The sequence below is a fragment of the Variovorax sp. EBFNA2 genome (assembly GCF_033802765.1).
Lineage (GTDB): Bacteria > Pseudomonadota > Gammaproteobacteria > Burkholderiales > Burkholderiaceae_C > Variovorax > Variovorax paradoxus_H.
The window spans coordinates 1,559,626-1,576,246 of sequence record NZ_CP138496.1 but is presented as its reverse complement, the minus strand read 5'-3'; the positions used below and the strand labels follow the sequence as shown (position 1 = coordinate 1,576,246).

Annotated in this window: 16 protein-coding genes and 1 tRNA gene; 7 read left to right on the top strand and 10 right to left on the bottom strand. The window is 68.0% G+C overall.

The annotated features are described in order from the left end of the window. The first annotated feature begins 36 nt into the window (after window positions 1-36). Window positions 37-1,038 carry a tripartite tricarboxylate transporter substrate binding protein gene (locus tag RZE79_RS07185; RefSeq protein WP_319359589.1) on the top strand — a complete coding sequence of 334 codons (1,002 nt, stop codon included), beginning with the start codon at window positions 37-39 and terminating at the stop codon, window positions 1,036-1,038. Window positions 1,039-1,051: 13 nt separating this feature from the next. Here RZE79_RS07185 and RZE79_RS07180 read toward each other — a convergent pair whose 3' ends face one another. Further along, entirely contained in the window at window positions 1,052-1,954 is a 903-nt protein-coding gene (locus tag RZE79_RS07180; RefSeq protein WP_319359588.1) for a LysR family transcriptional regulator, read from the bottom strand. 106 nt (window positions 1,955-2,060) lie between these two features. Between RZE79_RS07180 and RZE79_RS07175 the strand changes: the two genes are divergently transcribed. Both RZE79_RS07175 and RZE79_RS07170 read left to right on the top strand, forming a co-directional pair. Continuing rightward, a complete protein-coding gene (locus RZE79_RS07175; protein ID WP_319359587.1) occupies window positions 2,061-2,978 on the top strand; it encodes a dihydrodipicolinate synthase family protein in 918 nt (305 codons plus the stop codon). Window positions 2,979-3,046: 68 nt separating this feature from the next. Beyond that, window positions 3,047-4,006, top strand: a complete 960-nt coding sequence (locus RZE79_RS07170) for a tripartite tricarboxylate transporter substrate binding protein (protein WP_319359586.1) — start codon at window positions 3,047-3,049, stop codon at window positions 4,004-4,006. A 136-nt stretch (window positions 4,007-4,142) separates the two neighbouring features. Here RZE79_RS07170 and RZE79_RS07165 read toward each other — a convergent pair. The 5 genes from RZE79_RS07165 to RZE79_RS07145 form a co-directional block, all read right to left on the bottom strand. Beyond that, window positions 4,143-4,232, bottom strand: a tRNA-Ser gene (locus tag RZE79_RS07165). A 57-nt stretch (window positions 4,233-4,289) separates the two neighbouring features. After that, window positions 4,290-5,621, bottom strand: coding sequence for a serine--tRNA ligase (gene serS, locus RZE79_RS07160; RefSeq protein ID WP_319359585.1), 1,332 nt, complete (start codon window positions 5,619-5,621; stop codon window positions 4,290-4,292). Between the two features lie 63 nt (window positions 5,622-5,684). After that, window positions 5,685-6,641 (bottom strand): threonine/serine dehydratase, encoded by a 957-nt coding sequence (locus RZE79_RS07155; protein WP_319359584.1) that lies wholly within the window; start codon window positions 6,639-6,641, stop codon window positions 5,685-5,687. A gap of 5 nt (window positions 6,642-6,646) precedes the next feature. Then, complete coding sequence (ispH, locus tag RZE79_RS07150) at window positions 6,647-7,615, bottom strand: 4-hydroxy-3-methylbut-2-enyl diphosphate reductase (RefSeq protein ID WP_319359583.1); 969 nt, start codon at window positions 7,613-7,615, stop codon at window positions 6,647-6,649. Then, window positions 7,612-8,055: a peptidylprolyl isomerase gene (locus RZE79_RS07145; RefSeq protein WP_062469447.1), complete on the bottom strand. Its 444-nt coding sequence runs from the start codon at window positions 8,053-8,055 to the stop codon at window positions 7,612-7,614. The genes ispH and RZE79_RS07145 overlap by 4 nt, the downstream gene beginning before the upstream one ends. A gap of 107 nt (window positions 8,056-8,162) precedes the next feature. Between RZE79_RS07145 and radC the strand changes: the two genes are divergently transcribed. Beyond that, on the top strand, window positions 8,163-8,840 hold the full coding sequence (gene radC, locus RZE79_RS07140; RefSeq protein ID WP_319359582.1) for a DNA repair protein RadC: 678 nt from the start codon (window positions 8,163-8,165) through the stop codon (window positions 8,838-8,840). After that, a complete protein-coding gene (locus RZE79_RS07135) occupies window positions 8,840-9,502 on the top strand; it encodes a Smr/MutS family protein (RefSeq protein ID WP_319359581.1) in 663 nt (220 codons plus the stop codon). Before radC ends, RZE79_RS07135 begins: the two co-directional genes overlap by 1 nt. 132 nt (window positions 9,503-9,634) lie before the next feature. Here the strand turns inward: RZE79_RS07135 and RZE79_RS07130 are convergent, their stop codons facing one another. The 4 genes from RZE79_RS07130 to fabV all read right to left on the bottom strand — a co-directional run bounded on the left by RZE79_RS07130 (window position 9,635) and on the right by fabV (window position 14,737). Then, complete coding sequence (locus RZE79_RS07130) at window positions 9,635-11,728, bottom strand: bifunctional 2',3'-cyclic-nucleotide 2'-phosphodiesterase/3'-nucleotidase (protein ID WP_319359580.1); 2,094 nt, start codon at window positions 11,726-11,728, stop codon at window positions 9,635-9,637. A 110-nt stretch (window positions 11,729-11,838) separates the two neighbouring features. After that, complete coding sequence (locus tag RZE79_RS07125; RefSeq protein WP_319359579.1) at window positions 11,839-13,062, bottom strand: FAD-dependent oxidoreductase; 1,224 nt, start codon at window positions 13,060-13,062, stop codon at window positions 11,839-11,841. A gap of 31 nt (window positions 13,063-13,093) precedes the next feature. After that, a complete protein-coding gene (locus RZE79_RS07120) occupies window positions 13,094-13,513 on the bottom strand; it encodes a group II truncated hemoglobin (protein ID WP_099792083.1) in 420 nt (139 codons plus the stop codon). Between the two features lie 27 nt (window positions 13,514-13,540). Beyond that, complete coding sequence (gene fabV, locus RZE79_RS07115) at window positions 13,541-14,737, bottom strand: enoyl-ACP reductase FabV (protein ID WP_319359578.1); 1,197 nt, start codon at window positions 14,735-14,737, stop codon at window positions 13,541-13,543. 191 nt (window positions 14,738-14,928) lie between these two features. On the opposite strand from fabV, the gene RZE79_RS07110 reads away from it, so the two are divergent. Further along, window positions 14,929-15,756, top strand: coding sequence for an ABC transporter substrate-binding protein (locus tag RZE79_RS07110; RefSeq protein ID WP_319359577.1), 828 nt, complete (start codon window positions 14,929-14,931; stop codon window positions 15,754-15,756). A gap of 167 nt (window positions 15,757-15,923) precedes the next feature. Continuing rightward, the gene (locus tag RZE79_RS07105) at window positions 15,924-16,619 is read left to right on the top strand and encodes an amino acid ABC transporter permease (RefSeq protein WP_101489078.1); all 696 of its coding nucleotides are present in this window, start codon (window positions 15,924-15,926) and stop codon (window positions 16,617-16,619) included. Window positions 16,620-16,621: the final 2 nt, after the last annotated feature.

Sequence of the window (16,621 nt, the reverse complement as noted above, 5' to 3'; positions counted from 1 at the left end):
GCCCGCGGGCGCCCTTCCCTGTTTCCGGACTTCCCCTTGACCACGCATCCCACCCGCCGACTGTTCGCTGCCCGCACCTTCACTCTCGCCCTGCTCGCCGGCGCCATGGGCCTGGCGGGCGCTGCCACTGCCGCCGAGGCCTGGCCCACGCAGCCGCTGAAGATGATCGTCGGCTTTGCGCCCGGCGGCGGCAACGACATCCTGGCGCGCATCCTCGCCAAGGAACTGCAGCAGAGCCTGGGGCAGACCGTGGTGGTCGAAAACCGCGCGGGCGCCGGCGGCCTCATCGCCGGCGAGTTCGTCGCCAAGGCACCGAAGAACGGCCACACGCTGCTGCTGGGTTCCATCGGCGGCAACACGATTGCGCCGGTGCTGGCCAAGAGCCTCAGCTTCGATCCGCGCAAAGATCTCGCGCCCGTCTCGCTGGTGGCCGAGTCGGGCAACGCGCTGCTCGTCAACGCGAAGCTGCCGTACAAGAACGTGAAGGCCTTCATCGAGGCCGCGCGCAAGGAGCCGGGGCTCATCAACTACGCGTCGTCGGGCACCGGCTCGACCTTGCACCTGGCGGGCGCGCTGTTCGCGCAGCAGGCCAACGTGAACATCGTGCACATCCCGTACAAGGGCAACAGCCAGGCCCTCACCGACGTGGCCGGCGGCCAGGTGCAGGCGATTTTCTCGGGCATTCCGCCCGCCATCGTGTCGGCCAAGACAGGCCAGACCCGCATCCTGGCCGTGACCAGCAAGCAGCGCGTGAAGTCCCTGCCCGACGTGCCCACCGTCGCCGAGGCCGGCCTGCCGGGCTACGCCTTCACCTCGTGGTATGGCCTCTTCACCACGGGCGGCACCGACCCGGCCATCGTCGAACGCCTGGCGCGCGAGGTGCACAAGATCATCCACAAGCCCGAAGTGCGGGCGCAGTTCGAGATGCAGGGCGTGGAGCCGGTCACCAGCGAGCCCAAGGCTTTTGCCGCGCAGATCGACCGCGAACTCACGCGCTGGGGCCGCGACGTGAAAGCGATGAACATCACGCTCGATTGAGCGTACATAAGCCCTAGGCCTTGGCCGGCACCGGGTACGCCTCTTGAATCAGCAGGCGCACCGCATCCGCCACGCCCTGGCGGCCCCGGCGGCGCCAGGCCAGGTGGACCTCGACATCGAAGCTGTCGACCTCGTCCAGCGGCCTGAAGCGCACGCCCGCGTAGCCCAGCTTCTGCGCCGAGCGCGGCACCAGCGCCACGCCCACGCCCGCATCCACGAGCGCCAGGATCGAATGCGTGTGGCTCAAGGTCTGCACCGTTTCCGGCGCGACACCTTGCGCGCGCAGCCGGCCCGCAATCAGCTCGTAGAGGTAGCGCGATTCGGACGGGCAGAACTGGATGAAGGCCTCGCCTTCCAGGTCCGACAGGCGCATGCACGCCTGCTCGGCCAGGCGGTGCTCGCTGGGCATCGCGAGCACGAAGGGCTCGCGAAAGATCGCGGCCGATTCGGCAAAGCTGCGCGGGGCAAACGGCCGCACGATGCCCAGCTCGATGCGGTCGGTGCCGATCGCCTCGAGCTGGTCGAGCGTCTGCATCTCGCGCAACACGATCTGCACATCGGGCAGTTGCGCCTGCACTGACGCCAGCAGCTGCGGCAGCAGCGTGAAGCTCGCCGCGGGAATGAAGCCCATCGTCACGCAGCCGGCATCGGCGCGCATTGCACGGCGCGCGGCGAGCGCGGCCGACTGGCTGCGGCGCAGGATGTCTTCGGCCTCGCGCAGGAACACGACGCCCGCGGGCGTGAGCCGCACGTTGCCGCCCGAGCGCTCGAGCAGCAGCACGCCGAGTTCGTGCTCCAGCAGCTGGATCTGACGTGTGAGGGGCGGCTGGGTCATGTTCAGCGAGACGGCCGCACGTCCGAAGTGAAGTTCGGTGGCCACGGCCACAAAGCATCGGAGTTGGGTCAGCTGGAACACGGCGATTCAATTCTTGGATTGCAGCATCCCGTGTATGGATTGGACGCTGCTTCAGGTGACTTCTAGAGTAGCCGTTTTCTCCGCCACTCCACTTCGGGACAACCAGATGAGTCACTTTCACGGCGCCGCGCTGCGCGCTGCGCTCCACGGCATTTCGGGCATCCTGATCACGCCCTTCGATGCCGACGACACGCTCGCGCCTTCGCGCCTGAACGTCGTGGTCGACCGCGCGATCGATGCCGGCGTGCACGTGCTCGTGGCCAACGGCAACACGAGCGAGTTCTATGGTCTGCAGGCGCATGAAGCCGAGCAGATGGTGCATGCCGCCGCCGAATGCATCGGCGGGCGCGCGCCGCTCCTGGCCGGCGTGGGCCGCAGCGTGCACGAAGCCTGCGCGCTGGCCCGCGCCTCGCGCAAGGCCGGTGCCGATGCCTTGATGGTTCACCAGCCGCCCGATCCGTTCGTGGCACCGCGCGGCGTGGTCGCCTACCTGCGCCAGATCGCCGACGCGGCCGACGGCCTGCCGCTCGTCCTCTACCTGCGCAACGAGGCCATCGGCCTGGCCGCGATCGAAGAACTCTGCCGCATCCCGCAGATCGTCGGCGTGAAGTGGGCGTCGCCCACGCCGCTGGTGCTCGCCGAAGCCATGCGCCGCACGGCCGATCTCGGGCTGGCCTGGGTCGGCGGCCTGGCGGAAGTCTGGGCGCCGCCGCTGTATGCGGTGGGTGCGCGCGGCTTCACGTCGGGCCTCATCAACGTGCGGCCAGAACGCTCGGTCGCCATCTACCAAGCGCTGGAGGCGGCCGACTATCCGCAGGCCATGCGGCTGATCGAAGAGATGCTGCCCTTCGAAGAGCTGCGCGCCCAGGAAAACAACGGCACCAACGTGACCGTGGTGAAGACCGCGCTGCAGATGATGGGCAACGACTGCGGCGCGGCGCGCGCGCCTTCGGCGTGGCCCCTGTCGGACAGCCAGCAGCGGCAGCTGCATGCGCTGATGGCGGGCTGGAACCTGCTGCGCTGACCGTTCCCCTCGCGGTGCCGACGCGGCGCCGCTGTTCGAAGCTTTCCCACAACTATCAAAGACAAACCATGAACCGCCGATCTCTGCTCGCTCTCGCCGCCCTTCTTTCGTTGAACGGCGCTGCCGCCATCGCCCAGGAATTTCCTGCACGCCCGCTCACCATCGTCGTGGGCTCGAGTGCCGGCAGCGCCACCGACGGTCTGGCACGTGCCGTGGCGCAGGAGGTGACGAAGGCGACCGGCCAGTCGGTGATCGTCGACAACCGGCCCGGCGCCTTCGGCGGCATTGCCGCGCAGTTCGCATCGCGCGCGCAGCCCGACGGCTACACCGTGTTCATGACCACCAACACCACGCAGGCCGCCAACCCGCACCTGCAGAAGAAGCTCTCGTACGACCCCATCAAGGACTTCGCGCCCGTCGCCTTGCTGGCCAAGGGCTATCAGTTGCTGGTGGTGAATCCGCAGGTCAAGGCGAACAGCGTGGCGGAGTTGATTGCGCTGGCCAAGGCGTCGCCGGGCAAGCTCAACTACGGCTCGGGCAGCTCGTCCGCGCAGGTCGCCACCGAGCTGTTCCAGCAGATGACGGGGACCAAGTTCAACTACGTGCCCTACAAGGCCAACCCGCCGGCCGTGATCGATCTCGTGGCAGGCCAGACCGACCTGATGATTGCCGACCTCGCCACGACCTTGCCGCAGGTCAAGGCCGGCAAGCTGCGCGCGCTGGGCCTGACCAGCCCGAAGCGCCTGTCGCTCGTGCCGGGCACGCCCACGGTCGCCGAGTCGATCAAGGGCTATGAGTTCGGCTACTGGAACGCGCTCTATGCACCCGCAGGCACGCCGGCACCCGTCGTGAGCCGTCTGAACGCGTTGATGCAGGCCGCGATGAAGGCGCCCGCCGTGCGCAACGCGGCCGAGCAGGCGGGCATGGAGGTGTCGCTGTCGAGCCCTGAGGAGCTGGACAAGTTCCAGCAGGCCGAGCTGGAACGCTGGGGCCAGATCATCAAGACCGCGGGCATCGTGGCGGAGTGATTTCCTTCGGGCCGCTGCCGTTGGCGGCCCCGTCTTTTCGACGCAGACACGGGGCGAGATGGGCCGCAGCCTTCGCCCCGCGAGGCGTTGTTCCGTAACGAACAGGCAAAAAAATAGCCCCTTGCGGGGCCATTCTTGGAGGAGAGGGAGGGATTCGAACCCTCGGTACTATCGCTAGTACGCCTGATTTCGAGTCAGGTACATTCGACCACTCTGCCACCTCTCCGGTGCTGTCGAGCCTCAGATTATAGCCAGAAAAATCTGACTTTTGACGCTTTGAATCTCAACCGCGCAAAACTTCAAGGCCGCCGAGGTACGGACGCAACGCCGCCGGCACGTTGACCGAGCCGTCTTCGTTCTGGTGGTTCTCCAGCACGGCGACGAGCGCGCGGCCCACGGCCAGGCCGGAGCCGTTGAGGGTGTGCACCAGCTCGTTCTTGCCCTGGGCGTTCTTGAAACGGGCCTGCAGGCGGCGCGCCTGGAAGGCTTCGCAGTTCGACACCGAGCTGATCTCGCGGTAGGTGTTCTGCGCGGGCAGCCACACCTCGAGGTCGTAGGTCTTGGCGGCGGTGAAGCCCATGTCGCCGGTGCACAGCAGCACCACGCGGTACGGCAGCTCCAGCGCCTGCAGCACGGCTTCGGCGTGGCCGGCCATCTGCTCGAGCGCGTCGTAGCTCTTCTCGGGGTGCACGACCTGCACCATCTCGACCTTGTCGAACTGGTGCTGGCGGATCATGCCGCGCGTGTCCCGACCGGCGCTGCCGGCTTCCGAGCGGAAGCAAGGCGTGTGGGCGGTGAGCTTGATCGGCAGTTGCGCCTCGGGCACGACCTCGTCGCGCACGAAGTTGGTCAGCGGCACTTCGCTGGTCGGGATGAGGTACAGCGCCGAATGGTCGGGCGCAGCCTCGCCGTCCTGGCCGCCCTTCTTGGCGGCGAACAGGTCGCCTTCGAACTTGGGCAGTTGGCCGGTGCCGCTGAGCGTGGCGGCATTGACGATGTAGGGCACGTAGCACTCGGTGTAGCCGTGCTGTTCGGTCTGAAGGTCGACCATGAACTGGGCCAGCGCGCGGTGCAGGCGGGCGATCGGGCCCTTCATGACGGAGAAGCGCGAGCCCGAGAGCTTGGCGCCCATCTCGAAATCGAGCCCCAGCGGTGCGCCGAGGTCGACGTGGTCCTTGGGCGCGAAGGTCAGCGGCGTGGCGTTGGCGCCGGCGCCACCCTTCGGGGCCCAGCGGCGCATCTCGACGTTGCCGGCTTCGTCTTCCCCGAGCGGCACGCTGGCGTGCGGCAGGTTGGGCACGGCGAGCAGCAGCGCGTGCAACTCGGGCTGGATTTCTTCGAGGCGCTTGGACTGCGATTCCTGCTCGGCCTTGAGCGCGTTGACCTCGGCCATGAGCACGTCGACCGACTCGCCCTTGGCCTTCAGCGGACCGATCTGCTTGTTCAGCGTGTTGCGGCGCGCCTGGATTTCCTCGGTGCGGGTCTGCAGCGTCTTGCGCTCGGCCTCGAGCGCGCTGAACGCCGAGACGTCGAGGTAAGGCTGGTTCTTCTTGCGTTTTTCGAGGCCGGCCACAGCGGAGGCCAGGTCTTTGCGGAGCAGGGTGATGTCGAGCATGGGGAGATTTTAGGTGGGCGCCCGGCCCGTGCCCGCCCTCCCCGCTCGCACGCCTGCGACGACTCAGGCGACCGTGGCCGGATCGACGTTCGCCCCGCAGATGATCAGGCACACCTTCTCGCCCTCGCGCGGCACGTAGGCGCCGGTCTGCAGCGCGGCCAATGGCAGCGCGGCGGCCGGTTCCACGGCGAGCTTCAGCTCTTTCCACAGCCACTGCTGGGCGGCGCGGATGGCGTCGTCGGACAGCAGCAGCGCATCGCGCACCTGCTGCTGCGTGATCTCCCAGGCGATGGCGCCGATGCGGCGCGCGCCGAGCGAATCGGCTGCCACGCCGCCAACGTCCACGTCGACGGGCTCGCCGGCCTCGCGGGCGCGGAACAGCGTCGGGGCCTTCTCGGGCTCGAGCGCGACCACGCGGGCGCGCTGCTCGAACCAGCCGGCGAGGCCGCCGATGAGGCCGCCGCCGCCCACACTCACGAGCACGGCGTCGGGCAGTCCGCCCTGCGCCTCGATCTCGCGGCCGAGCGTGCCGGCGCCGGCCACCACTTCGGGCTGATCGTAGGCGTGGGTGAGCAAGGCGCCCGTTTCCTTCTGGCGCGTCAGGCAGGCGGCCAGGGCGTCGGGGTACAGCTCGCCGACCACGACCACTTCGGCGCCCAGCGCCCGCAGGCGCGCGCGCTTGGCTTCGGGCGAGACGCCCGGCAGGAACACCTGGCAGGGCACGCCCAGCGCCTTGGCGGCCGCGGCGGTGGCGATGCCGGCGTTGCCGCCCGAGGCGACGATCACGCCCGCGGCGGGGATGTCGTTGGCCAGCAGCCGGTTCATCATGCCGCGGGCCTTGAAGCTGCCGCTGACCTGCATGTGCTCGAGCTTGAGCCAGACTTCGGCGCCCGGCGCGGTCACGCCGACGGCGGCGGCCGGCAGCTTCCACAGCGGCGTTTCACGCAGAAAGTGGCCGGCGCGTTCGCCCAGCCTGCGGGAGGCGCTTTCGATGTCGGAGCGCCAGTGGGTGTTTGTCATGGGATTCAGGAGATGTGCCCGGGGGGCGGAATGTCGTCGAGCTTGAGGCCCTTGGGAAGCGGGAACTTGATGGTTTCTTCGATGCCGTCCATCTTGCGCACCGACACGGCGCCGAACGCGCGCACGCGCTCGATCACCTCGTGCACCAGCACCTCGGGCGCCGACGCCCCAGCCGTGAGGCCCACGCGCGACTTGCCTTCGAACCACTCGGGCTTGAGCTCGTCGGCCGAATCGACCATGTAGCTTTCGGTGCCCAGGCGCTGCGCCAATTCGCGCAGGCGGTTGCTGTTGGAGCTGGTGGGGCTGCCGACCACGATCACGAGGTCGACCTGCGGGCTCATGATCTTCACCGCGTCCTGGCGGTTCTGGGTGGCGTAGCAGATGTCCTGCTGCTTGGGCTCGCGCACGTTCGGAAAGCGCGCGCGCACGGCGGCGGCGATCTCTGCGGCGTCGTCCACGCTGAGCGTGGTCTGCGTGACGACGGCGAGCTTCTCGGTCTGCAGCGGCGCGGCGTTGGCCACGTCGGCCACGTCTTCCACGAGGTGGATGCCGCTCGACAGCTGACCCATCGTGCCTTCGACCTCGGGGTGGCCCTTGTGGCCGATCATGATGAATTCGTAGCCCTCTTTCGCGAGCTTGGCCACCTCGACGTGCACCTTGGTCACGAGCGGGCAGGTGGCGTCGAAGATCGAGAAGCCGCGGTCGCGCGCCTCTTGTTCCACGGCCTTGCTCACGCCGTGCGCGCTGAACACCAGCGTGGAGCCGGGCGGCACATCGGACAGCTCTTCGATGAAGATCGCGCCCTTGGCCTTGAGCTCGTTCACCACGTAGGTGTTGTGCACGATCTCGTGGCGCACGTAGATCGGCGCGCCGAACTTGGCGAGGGCGCGCTCGACGATCTCGATGGCGCGGTCCACGCCGGCGCAGAAACCGCGCGGCTCGGCCAGGAGGACTTCTTCGATGCTGGGGTTCATAGCACGCCGATCAGCTTCACTTCGAAAGTGACCGGTTGGCCGGCGAGCGGATGGTTGAAGTCGAAACGCACGCCGGTCTCGTTCGACTCGACGACCGCGCCCGCGTAGCTGCCCGAGCCGTCGGGCGTGGGGAATTGCACCACGTCGCCGACGGCGTACTGCTCGTCGGGGTCGCCCATCTGGGCCAGCAGCTTGCGCGCCACCCATTGCTGCATGTCGGGGTTGCGCTCGCCGAAGGCCTCGCCGGCGGGCAGCTCGAAGGTGGCGTGCGCGCCCTCTTCCATGCCCATCAGGCGCTGCTCCATGGCGGGCGAAAGCTCGCCGGTGCCGAGCGACAGCGTGGCGGGCTTGTCGGCGAAGGTGTTGATGATGTCGCCCGCCGGACCGGCCAGCCGGTAGTGCAGGGTCAGGAAGGAGCCGGAAGTCACAACTTGGGACATGGGTGCAGCAAAGGTGGGCAAAGAGGAGGGAGGTGTCCCGATAAACTGACCCTCATTTTAAGGATCGGGGCAACATCTCGCCTCGGCCAAGGTTTCAGCAGGGTTTCATGGCATTCAAGGATCTCCCTCTCGACGCCCGCCCGCGCGAAAAGCTCATGGCGCGGGGCGCCGCCGCGCTGGCCGACGCCGAGCTGCTGGCGCTGCTGCTGCGCACCGGCGTCGCGGGCAGCAATGTGCTCCAGCTGGCCCAGCAACTGCTCGAACGCTTCGGCGGCCTGTCGGGGCTGCTGCACACCGCCCCCGACGACCTCAAAGAGGTCAAGGGCATGGGCGGCAGCGCCAAGCGCTCCGAACTCATGGCGGTGCTCGAGCTGGCGCGCCGCGCCATGGGCGAGCGCCTGAAGGAGCGCACGGTGTTCGACTCGCCCGAGGCGGTCAAGCAGTACCTGCAGCTGCACATCGGCTCGCGCCCGCACGAGGTGTTCGCGGTGCTCTTTCTCGACGTGCAGCACCGCCTGCTCACGCTCGAAGAACTGTTTCGCGGCACGCTCACGCAGACCAGCGTCTACCCGCGCGAGGTCGTCACCCGCGCGCTGCACCACAAGGCTGCGGCCGTGGTGCTGGCCCACAACCACCCGAGCGGCAGCATCGAGCCCTCGCGCGCCGACGAATCGCTCACGCAAACCTTGCGCGCCGCGCTGGCGCTGGTCGACGTGCGCGTGCTCGACCACGTCATCGTGAGCCCGGGCCAGAGCTTCTCGATGGCGGAACGGGGACTGATCTGATGGCTTCATCTTCCCGTCCTCCTGCCCTGAAAACCCTCGCCGACCTCAAGCAGGTGCAGCGCGTGCTCGCTGAAACCCGCGAGCGCGAAGCCGCCGAGGCCTCCGCGCGCGCCGCGGCCGAGCGCAAGCGCGCCGCCGAGAAGGACCTGTTCACGCGCGCCATCGGCGCCACCGAGCCGCTGCGCCGCAAGGCCTCGGTGCCGCTCGCGCCCGAGCCGCCCGCGCCCATTCCGTTTCAGCACCAACTCGACGAGCAGCGCGTGCTGCGCGAGTCGCTGTCCGACGAGTTCGACGTGACCACGCTGCTCGACGTCGACGACGCCATGAGCTTTCGCCGCCCCGGCATCGGCACCGAGATCACGGCGCGGCTGCGCAAGGGCGACTGGTCGATCCAGGCGCAGGTCGACCTGCACGGCCTGCGCAGCGACGAGGCGCGCGAGGCACTGGGTGGTTTCATCCGCAATGCCCACAAGCAGGGGCTGCGCTGCGTGCGCGTGGTGCATGGCAAGGGCCTGGGCTCGCCCGGCAAGCAGCCGGTGCTCAAGACCAAGACGCAGCGCTGGTTGATCCAGAAGAACGAGGTGATTGCGTTCGTGCAGGCGAAGCCGGCGGAGGGTGGGGCCGGGGCGCTGGTGGTGCTGTTGGCGCCCGTGCGGCGCTGAATTGCGTGTCTTGCTCCTTCCCCTTCCGGGGGAAGGTTGGGATGGGGGCACGCGGCCTTCGAGGCTGCGCGGCGTTGGAGGCCGCGAGCCCCCACCCCTGCCCTCCCCCAGCGGGGGAGGGAGAAACTCAGGTCACTTGCTCAGATCGACCTTGTAGACCGAGCGCCCCTTGCCGCTGTTGTCATCCGCCGTCAGCAGCGAGATGTTCGTCAGCCCCGCATCCGTCGCCGCGCTCAATTGCCCCTGCCCCGACGTGATCGTCACATTCCCCGCCGTCGTCACCTTGGTGAAGCGCCAGCTGCGCGCCGCGCCGTTGGCCGCGCGCGTGATGGTCTTCTTCGCCTTGATGTACGCGATCAGCACGTCGCGGTTCGCATCGGGCGAGGCGTAGATCGTCGCGCGTCCGTCCAGCGCCGGAATGAAGCTCGCACCGCTGGTCGCGCGGTAGTTGTTCGTCGCAATGACGAACTCCTTCGCCGCGTCGATGGGCGCGCCCAGGTACATGAGGTTCTTGATGCGGCTGCCCACGGCCTGCGTCACGTCGATCTCGTACTGCATGTCGGGCGTGGTGAACATGTCGAAGTTGTAGCCCGGGAACGTGCTGATCAGCGGCTGGTCGGTCGTCAGCGCCGGGTCGATGGTGTTGAAGCGCTTGGCCGCGGCTTCGAGCCAGCCCTTGATCTCGGCGCCCGTCACCTTCACCGCGTACACCGTGTTCGGGTACAGGTACAGGTCGGCGGCGCTGAAGATCGCGAGGTTGCCCACGGCCACGTCGGTGTAGTCGCGCCCGCCCTCGAAGCCCGACTTGAAGGGCGCGCTCACCGACAGCACCGGCAGGCTCGCGTACTGCGGCAGGTTGGCCTGGATATAGGTCTTCACGTAATCGGTCTGCGCCTGGTTCACGATCTGGATCGCGCCCGGGTCGCCCACGTCGGCGAAGAAGGTGTTCATGCGGAAGTCTGTGGTGCCGATGGGCGTCTTCACGTAGTCGATCGCGGCCTGATGCTGCGTGTCGACCAGCGGCGCCACGCTCGGGTCGGCATCGACGTACACGGCCTTGCCTGCGCCGTCCTTGCCGGTTTGCGTGGAGCGCGCCTCGACCAGCGTCTTGCTCTTGTCCACGCCCCAGGCCTTGCCGTCCCACACGAGCTCGAGCTTCACGAGCCCCAGCGCCTTTCCCCACGAGCTGGGCATCACGGCCGGCACGCCATTGACGGTGCCGGCGGCGTTGTCGACACCCGCCTGCGTGTAGCCGGGCTTGGCGCCGCGGTCGGGGAACAGGCCGTGCTGGTGGCCCATCATCAGCACGTCGATGCCGGGCACCTTCGACAGGTACAGGCCCGGGCTTTCCATGGTCGGCGAATACGGCGAGCCGTCGAGGCCGCCGTGCTGCAGCGCGACGACGATGTCGGCGCCCTTCTCGCGCAGCTCGGGCACGTAGCGCTTGGCGGCTTCGACCGCGCCTTCGGTGCGCAGCTTGCCTTCGAGAAAGCGCTTGTCCCAGTTCATGATGCCGGGCGTGGTGAAGCCGATCACACCGACCTTCACCGGCACCGTCACGCTCTTGCCGTCAGGCGCCGTCGCGGTGAACTGCTTGGTGACGATGGTGTACGGCGCCACGAGCGGCTTGCCGCTCTTGAGGCTGTGCACGTTGGCCACGACCATCGGGAAGTTCGGGCCCGCGCACTTCTTGCTGCCGTCCACGCCCTCGACATCGAGGCCGCCACCGAGCACCTGGTTGAGGAAGTCCAGGCCGTAGTTGAACTCGTGGTTGCCCAGCGTGCCGGCGTCGTAGCCGGTGGCGTTCATCACCTTGTACATCGACAGCGGCTGCGTGCACGGGATGCGGCTGATCAGCGCCTCGTAGTCGGCCAGCGCGGTGCCCTGGATGGTGTCGCCGTTGTCGAACAGCATCGTGTTCGCGAACTCCTTGCGCGCGGCGTTGATGAGCGTGGCGGTGCGCTCGTAGCCGTACGACTTGTCTTCGGCAAGCTTGAAGTAGTCGTAGCTGCGAACGTTGAAGTGCAGGTCGGTCGTTTCGAGCAGCGCGACCGTGGTGCGCGTGCCGGCAGCCACGGGCGCCGGAGCCGGGGGCGGAACGATCGGCGGAAAGGCGGTGCCGCCCCCGTTGCCACCGCCACAGGCGGTGAGCACGGCGGCCAGAACGGCGGCACAGGTGGACATGGGGGCGAGGCGCGCAAGCGACGCGGCCACTGCGTTGTTCATCGAGAGGTCTCCCTACGGATATGAGGAAGGCCAGTCTCCGAAAGCAGGGTGACAGACCGGTGAATCCGGGCCTGTCGTGCAGCGCCTTTGCGACAGCAGTTACACCAGGTTCAGGCCAGGTGATTCTTTAGTGGTACCGCCGCATCCGCCACCGCTTCCGGCGCGGGGCTGCGGCCCGCTTCGAGCAGCTTGCGGCTCATCATGTGATCGACCGGCGCGTTCACCGATTCGACGCACACGAGCTGGCCATCGACGTAATGAAACAGCGAGAACGCCTCGGGCTTCGGCCCCGCGCGGCGCACGCTCACCAGGCCCGCCGTGCCTTCGGCCGGCATGAGGCCCGCCATCTGCAGGCGCAGGCCGCCCTGGTCGGACCAGAACCACGCGACCGCGTCGTGATCGCGTGCGGCGCCGGTCAGCGTGGCCACGGCCGTGCGCGCCTGGTCGTTCGCGTTCTGCACCGATTCGAGCCGCAGCGCGCGGCCCGCGCGGCGGTCGGGGAAGCGCGTGCAATCGCCCACCGCGAGCACGTCGGCCGCGCTGGTCTGCATGTGCGCGTCGACCACGATGCCGTCGGCGCACTCGATGCCTACCGCTTGCGCAAGCGCGGTCTCTGGCACGGCGCCGATGCCCAGCAGCAGCAGGTCGACCGGCTGCTTCGTGCCGTTGACTTCAACCGACACGAGCCGGTCGCCCACGACTTCGAAGGCGCCGGTCTGCGCGCCCAGCACGATGTCGATGCCGGCCGCGCGGTGCGTGGCCAGCACGTGCGCCGACAGCTCGGGCGACACCGCGCGGCCGAGCAGGCGCGGCGCGCATTCGATCACCTGCACGCGCTTGCCCAGCGCCTGCGCGGTGGCCGCCACTTCGAGGCCGATGAAACCACCGCCCAGCACCGTGACCTGCTGCGCATCCGCCAGCCGCGTGCGCAGGCGATGTGCCTCATCGGCGGCGCGCAGGCTTGCGACGTTCTCCAAACCCTGCGGCAGGTCAGGCATCTGACGTGCGCGTGTGCCGGTGGCCAGCACCAAGCGCTCCCACGGCAGCACCGCGCCCGAGCGCAGCGTGACGGTGTGCGCCTCGCGGTCGATGGCCACGGCGGCGTCGCCCAGGTGCAGCGTGATGCCCGCTTCACGGTACCAGTCGGTGGCCTTGTGCGGCTGCGTGGTTTCTTCGGCGCTCTTGAGGAAGGCCTTCGACAGCGGCGGGCGGTGATAGGGCTCGCAGGCCTCTTCGCAGACCAGGTGCACGCGCGCGCCCTGCCCGGCTTCCGCCAGCCCCGCGCAGAGCTGGGCCGCGGCGTGACCGCCGCCGATGATGACGATGGAATTCATGGAGAACAGTCTTTCGGGAATCGTTGTCTGGTCACTCACCGCGGTTGCGCATCCAGTCCGCGGTTTTGAAGAAGGAGTCGCGCAACCTCGCGCGCAGGTCTTCAGGCACACCGGTCTCGCCCATCGCCTGGTCCATGCAGGCCAGCCACTGGTCGCGTTCCTTGATGCCGATGCTGTGGCCGCCGATGGCCTGCGGCATGTGTCGCGCGCGCAGCATCGGGTGGCCGAAGCGGTCGGTGTAGTGGGCGGGCCCGCCGAGCCAGCCGCACAGGAACCAGAAGAGGCGCTGGCGCGCGTTGTCGAGGTCGGTGCCGTGCACGGCGCGCAGTTGCGCGTAGGCCGGCTCGAGGTCCATCAGGTCGTAGAAGCGCTCGACCAGCGCCTCCACCTTCGGCTCGCCGCCGATCCACTCGAAGGGCGTGCCGGCGGGCGGTTTGTCTTGAATCTGCATGAAAGCGAGTATCCCTGCGGGGGCACTCTAGAGTTGGATCAGATCGGGAATGCCCACATCCGTGCTCACGTCGGCCGTGTAGTCCACGCCGTCGACGGCAAAGCCGAACAGGCGCAGGAACTCGGTCTTGTAGCCCGCGAAGTCGGTCAACTCGTTGAGGTTCTCGCCAGTCACCTGCGGCCAGAGTTCCTGCACGCGCGCCTGCACCTGCGGCGCCAGTTCCTTGTAGTCGGCGCGCAGGCGGCCTTCGTCGTCCAGGTGCGGCGTGGCGCCGTACAGGCTGTCCGCGTACAGGCCGTGCACCTGCTCGATGCAGCCCTCGTGCGTGCCTTCGGCCTTCATCACCTTGAACAGCAGCGAGAGGTACAGCGGCATCATCGGAATGGCCGAGCTGGCCTGCGTGACCACCGCCTTCAGCACCGACACGCGCGCGTCGCCGCCCTTGGCGGCAAGCTGCGCGCGGATGTCCAGCACCTTCTCGTCGAGATCCTTCTTGGCGGCACCGATGGAGCCGTTCCAGTAGATGTCGTGGGTGATCTGCTCGCCCAGGTAGGTGAAAGCCGTGGTCTTGGCGCCGTCGGCCAGCACGCCGGCCTGCTGCAGCGCGTCGATCCACATCTGCCAGTCTTCGCCGCCCATGACGGCCACGGTGTTGTCGATTTCTTCCTGCGTGGCGGGCTCGAGCACCGACTCTTTCACGGCCCCGCTGTCGGTGTCCAGGCCGCGCAGCGTCACGGCCTTGCCGATGGGCTTGAGCACGGAGTTGAAGACCTGCCCCGTCTTCGGGTGCGTGCGGCGCGGCGCGGCCAGGCTGTAGACCACGAGGTCGACCTGGCCGAGGTCGGCGCGGATGGTCTCGATGGTCTGCTGCTTCACCGCGTCGGAAAAGCCGTCGCCGTTGATGCTCTTGGCGTAGCGCCCTTCGGCCTTGGCGGCGCGGTGGAACGCGGCGGTGTTGTACCAGCCGGGCGAGCCGGGCTTGGTCGCGCTGCCTGCGCGTTCGAAGAACACGCCCAGCGTGTCGGCGCCGCAGCCGAAGGCCGCGGTGATGCGCGCGGCCAGGCCGTAGCCGGTGGAGGCGCCGATCACCAGCACGCGCTTGGGGCCGCCCGCGATGGGGGGCCTGGCTTTGACGTAGTCGATCTGTTGCCGGACATTGGCTTCGCAGCCCACGGGATGGGTGGTGACGCAGATGAAGCCGCGCACGCGGGGTTGGATGATCATGAAAAGCTCGCTCGGTAAGACATTGGGGGGACGGCGGCGGGGCACGTCGCGGCGCCGCGAATTTAACCCAGCCGGCAACAGGCCGATTCATCAGCCCCATATGCATATGTCGATTGACGATTTAATAATCTTGGGTTTTATTGATATGGTTCCGGCCTGAATTTCACTCTAGAGAGAGGACGATCCCCACCATGCGCCACACCCTGCTTGCCGCGGCCCTTGCCGCTTCCGCCCTGCTGACCGGCGTTGCCGCCCACGCGGACCAGCTCGCCGACATCAAGAAAAAGGGCGAACTCGTGGTCGGCGTGCTCGGCACCGACGAGCCCGCCACCTTCATCGATCCGAAGACGCGCCAGATCGTCGGCTACGAGGTCGACCTGGTGAACGCGATCGCGAAAAAGATCGGCGTGAAGCCGGTGCTCAAGCAGATCGCCGTGGCTGCGCGCATTCCCGAACTGCAGCAGGGCCACGTGGACCTGGTGGCGGCCGGCCTCACGCACAACAAGGAGCGCGAGGCGCAGATCGACTTCTCGCTCACCACCTTCGTCACCGGCCAGAAGGCCGTCGTGAAGAAGACCAGCGGCATCACCGACGTGCCGCAGCTCGGCGGCAAGAAGGTGCTGACCATCCGCGGCGGCACGCAGGAACCCAACATCCGCAAGGCCGTGCCCACCGCCGAGGTCGTGACCTTCGACACCAGCCAGCAGGCCTTCCAGGCGCTGCAGCAGGGCAAGGGCGTGGGCTACGTGGACGACGAGGCCGCGCTGCTGCGCAGCTACGCCAAGCTGGGCCCGCAGAAGGCGCAGTACGTGGTGCTCAAGCAGAACCTGAGCACCGAGTCGCTGGCCATCGGCATCAAGAAGGGCGAGAGCGGCCTGAAGGCCGTGGTGGACGACACGCTGCGCGAGCTCGAGAAGTCGGGCGAAGCGCAGAAGATCTTCCTCAAGTGGTACGGCCCGAACACGGCGTCGGGCTTCCAGACGCGCGACTTCAAGCTCGAGACCGACAAGATCGACTGACCGGTCTTTTGACTTTCTCCTTCCCCTTCCGGGGGAAGGCCGGGATGGGGGGCTGACAGCCTTCGCACAGGCCGCGGTGCATCAACCGCCGCCGTGCCCCCACCCCTACCCTCCCCCAGCGGGGGAGGGAGAAGATTCCCCTCGCGACGGTGATACTGTCGCCCCCCATGCCCCTGTTCGACTATTCGCTGCTGCTCACCGGCCAGTACCACGACATGCTGGTCGCGGGCCTGTGGCTGTCGCTGCAGCTGCTCGCGGTCTCGCTCGTCCTTGCGCTGCCGCTGGCGCTGGTGGTGGCGCTGCTGCGGCTCTCGCCGCTCGCACCGCTGCGCTGGCTCGGCTTTGCGTACGTGGAATCGATCCGCAACATCCCGCTGCTGGCCCACATGCTGTTCTGGTATTTCGGTGCGCCCGAGCTGCTGCCCGAAGGCATCAAGACCTGGCTCTATGAAGGCCACATCGAGGCCTACAGCGCGATCGTCGCGCTGTCGCTGTACACGGCCGCCTTCATGGCCGAGGACATCCGCAGCGGCATCCGCTCGATCCCGGCCGTGCAGTTCGAGGCCGGCCGCGCGCTGGGCTTCAGCTTCCTGGCCACCATGCGCCGCGTGGTGCTGCCGCAAGCGCTGCGCGTGACCGTGCCGCCGCTCATCTCGCAGACGCTGAGCCTGTGGAAGAACACCTCGATCGCCACGGTGATCGGCGTGGCCGAGCTGATGTACCAGGCCGGACAGGTCGAGAGCGCGACCTTCCGCAGCTTCGAGTCGTTCGCGTTCGCGAGCGCGGCTTATCTGACGGTGTCGCTGGCCATCACCGGATTGGCGACCTGGTACCACCACCGCTTCCCGGTGCGGACCATCTGAAG

What these genes read in the sequence shown, in the direction of transcription:
- RZE79_RS07175 (WP_319359587.1), top strand. Translation starts at nt 2,061, where the DNA reads ATGAGTCACTTTCACGGCGCCGCGCTGCGCGCTGCGCTCCACGGCATT.
- RZE79_RS07170 (WP_319359586.1), top strand. Translation starts at nt 3,047, where the DNA reads ATGAACCGCCGATCTCTGCTCGCTCTCGCCGCCCTTCTTTCGTTGAAC.
- serS (WP_319359585.1), bottom strand. Translation starts at nt 5,621, where the DNA reads ATGCTCGACATCACCCTGCTCCGCAAAGACCTGGCCTCCGCTGTGGCC.
- RZE79_RS07155 (WP_319359584.1), bottom strand. Translation starts at nt 6,641, where the DNA reads ATGACAAACACCCACTGGCGCTCCGACATCGAAAGCGCCTCCCGCAGG.
- ispH (WP_319359583.1), bottom strand. Translation starts at nt 7,615, where the DNA reads ATGAACCCCAGCATCGAAGAAGTCCTCCTGGCCGAGCCGCGCGGTTTC.
- RZE79_RS07145 (WP_062469447.1), bottom strand. Translation starts at nt 8,055, where the DNA reads ATGTCCCAAGTTGTGACTTCCGGCTCCTTCCTGACCCTGCACTACCGG.
- radC (WP_319359582.1), top strand. Translation starts at nt 8,163, where the DNA reads ATGGCATTCAAGGATCTCCCTCTCGACGCCCGCCCGCGCGAAAAGCTC.
- RZE79_RS07135 (WP_319359581.1), top strand. Translation starts at nt 8,840, where the DNA reads ATGGCTTCATCTTCCCGTCCTCCTGCCCTGAAAACCCTCGCCGACCTC.
- RZE79_RS07130 (WP_319359580.1), bottom strand. Translation starts at nt 11,728, where the DNA reads ATGAACAACGCAGTGGCCGCGTCGCTTGCGCGCCTCGCCCCCATGTCC.
- RZE79_RS07125 (WP_319359579.1), bottom strand. Translation starts at nt 13,062, where the DNA reads ATGAATTCCATCGTCATCATCGGCGGCGGTCACGCCGCGGCCCAGCTC.
- RZE79_RS07120 (WP_099792083.1), bottom strand. Translation starts at nt 13,513, where the DNA reads ATGCAGATTCAAGACAAACCGCCCGCCGGCACGCCCTTCGAGTGGATC.
- fabV (WP_319359578.1), bottom strand. Translation starts at nt 14,737, where the DNA reads ATGATCATCCAACCCCGCGTGCGCGGCTTCATCTGCGTCACCACCCAT.
- RZE79_RS07110 (WP_319359577.1), top strand. Translation starts at nt 14,929, where the DNA reads ATGCGCCACACCCTGCTTGCCGCGGCCCTTGCCGCTTCCGCCCTGCTG.
- RZE79_RS07105 (WP_101489078.1), top strand. Translation starts at nt 15,924, where the DNA reads ATGCCCCTGTTCGACTATTCGCTGCTGCTCACCGGCCAGTACCACGAC.